This is a genomic window from Streptomyces phytophilus (assembly GCF_013870535.1).
Classification (GTDB): Bacteria; Actinomycetota; Actinomycetes; order Streptomycetales; family Streptomycetaceae; genus Streptomyces; species Streptomyces phytophilus.
Genome location: NZ_JACBXC010000991.1, coordinates 1 through 2275 on the forward strand (window position 1 = coordinate 1; position 2275 = coordinate 2275).

Genomic DNA, 2275 nt, shown 5'->3' on the forward strand with positions numbered 1-2275 from the left:
TCGTCGCGACGGCCGCTTCGCTGCGCGCCGTACGCGCGCAGGCGGCGGCCGAGGACGCCCGGCTGCGGGCGCTGGTGGACCGGATCCGCGCGCGGGTGCCGGAGACGGTCGCGGACGTGGAGGTGGTCGGCGACCCGGAGCATCGGCTTCCGCATCTGCTGACGTTCTCCTGCCTGTACGTCGACGGTGAGGCGCTGCTGCACGCGCTGGACCGGGCGGGGTACTCGGTCTCGTCCGGGTCGTCGTGCACGTCGAGCACGCTGACCCCGAGCCATGTGCTCAAGGCCATGGGCGTGCTGTCCGAGGGCAACGTGCGCGTGTCGCTGCCCCCGGGGACGACGGCGGAGCAGGTCGAGGGCTTCCTGCGGGCGCTGCGGGAAGCGGTCGCCGGGGTGCGGGCGGAGCTGGGCGTGTCCGCGCACGGCGCGGCGGAGGTGGCGCCGACGGGCGGCGAGCTGGTGGTCGACGCCCGCGGCCGGCGCTGCCCGATCCCCGTCATCGAGCTGGCGAAGGTCTTCGACCGGGTGCCGGTGGGCGGCACGGCGCTGGTGCTGTCGGACGACGAGGCGGCGCGGCTGGACATCCCGGCGTGGTGCGAGATGCGCGGGCAGGAGTACGCGGGCGAGGAGCCGGCGGCGGGCGGCGGCACGGGCTACCGGGTGCAGCGCACGAGCTGAGCGGCGCCGGTCCCGTAGGGAAGGGGACGCGCGGCGGCCGTACGCCGCGGGCGCCCGGCTCGTACCGCCGGGCGCCCGGGCGTCATCCCTAGTCCCGCGCCGTCCGCGGCAGGTGCTCGTGCACCTCGGCGGCGGCGTCCTGGCCGTACGCCTTGGTGAAGCGCTCGACGAAGTTGCTGCGCCGCAGCTCGTACTCCTGCGGGCCGACGGTCTCGATGACCAGCGTCGCCAGCATGCAGCCGAGCTGCGCCGCCCGCTCCGTGCTCACGCCCCAGCTCAGCCCGGACAGGAAGCCGGCCCGGAAGGCGTCGCCGACGCCCGTCGGGTCCGCCTTGCGCTCCTCCTCCGGGCAGCCGACGAGGATCGGCTCCTCGCCGGCGCGGTCGATGCGCACGCCGCGGGCGCCGAGCGTGGTGACGCGGGTGCCGACGTGGGTCAGCATCTCCTCGTCGCCCCAGCCGGTCTTGGACTCGATCAGCCCCTTCTCGTACTCGTTGGAGAAGAGGAACGCGGCGCCCTCGGTGAGGGTGCGGATGCCGTCGCCCTCCATGCGGGCGATCTGCTGGGAGAAGTCGGCGGCGAAGGGGATGCCGCGGGTGCGGCACTCCTCCGTGTGGCGCAGCATCGCCTCGGGGTCGTCGGCGCCGACGGAGACGAGGTCGAGGCCGCCGACGCGGTCGGCGACGGTCTTCAGCTCGATCAGCCGGGCCTCGCTCATGGCGCCGGTGTAGAAGGAGCCGATCTGGTTGTGGTCGGCGTCGGTGGTGACGACGAAGCGCGCGGTGTGCAGCACTTCGGAGATGCGTACGGAGCCGGTGTCGACCCCGTGCCGCTCCAGCCAGTCGCGGTACTCGCCGAAGTCGGCGCCGGCCGCGCCGACGAGGATCGGACGGGCACCGAGCTGGCCCATGCCGAAGCAGATGTTGGGCCCGACGCCACCGCGGCGCACATCCAGTTTGTCGACGAGGAAGGACAGCGAGACGGTGTGCAGTTGGTCGGCGACCAGCTGATCGGAGAACCGACCGGGGAAGGTCATGAGATGGTCGGTCGCAATGGAGCCGGAAACGGCAATATGCACGGCGTACGCTCCTGTAGGCGGGGCAGGTAACGCGGGTAGTGCTCACGCTACCGGCTGAACGCCCGCCTCCGGACGGGTTCGACCCGGCCAAAACTACCTGATAGTAGGTCTTACCACTCCTCGCCGCGGGTGCGTACGGTCGAGGTATGCAGAAGGACATGCGGGCCTCCGCCACCCCCCACACGCCGGCGGCCTTCCGGAACACCGCACCCCTGGAGCTGGACGGCGGCCTGGCCGAACTGCGCACCGACTGCGCCAGGATGGCGCCGCACTGGTCGGGTCACGCGCGCACCCCCGCAGGACACGTGCCGGACGCACGGATCAGCGGTCTGGCCCGGATCATGGTGCCGACGGCGTCCGCGGACCTGCTCCGCGGCATGTCCGAGTACGGCGACTGACCTCTCCGCCCGGTCGGTTCCCCTTGGGTGGGAACCGGATCCGCGTGACCGGCGTCCCATCGGCATCCCCGACGAAGGAGCCGAACGGTGAGCACCGAGCACCCCCCAGGGTCCGCCCCCGA

The 2275-nt window shown here is 72.9% G+C and carries 3 protein-coding genes; 2 read left to right on the forward strand and 1 reads right to left on the reverse strand.

Annotated elements, in window-relative coordinates:
• On the forward strand, positions 1 to 677 hold a 677-nt coding region (locus H5J30_RS28135; RefSeq protein WP_181790105.1), incomplete at its 5' end, for a cysteine desulfurase/sulfurtransferase TusA family protein.
• Between the two features lie 88 nt (positions 678 to 765).
• On the opposite strand, the gene H5J30_RS28140 is transcribed toward H5J30_RS28135, so the two are convergent.
• Positions 766 to 1755 carry a carbohydrate kinase family protein gene (locus H5J30_RS28140; RefSeq protein WP_181790106.1) on the reverse strand — a complete coding sequence of 330 codons (990 nt, stop codon included), beginning with the start codon at positions 1753 to 1755 and terminating at the stop codon, positions 766 to 768.
• 146 nt (positions 1756 to 1901) lie between these two features.
• Between H5J30_RS28140 and H5J30_RS28145 the strand changes: the two genes are divergently transcribed.
• The gene (locus H5J30_RS28145; protein WP_181790107.1) at positions 1902 to 2153 is read left to right on the forward strand and encodes a hypothetical protein; all 252 of its coding nucleotides are present in this window, start codon (positions 1902 to 1904) and stop codon (positions 2151 to 2153) included.
• Positions 2154 to 2275 lie beyond the last annotated feature (122 nt).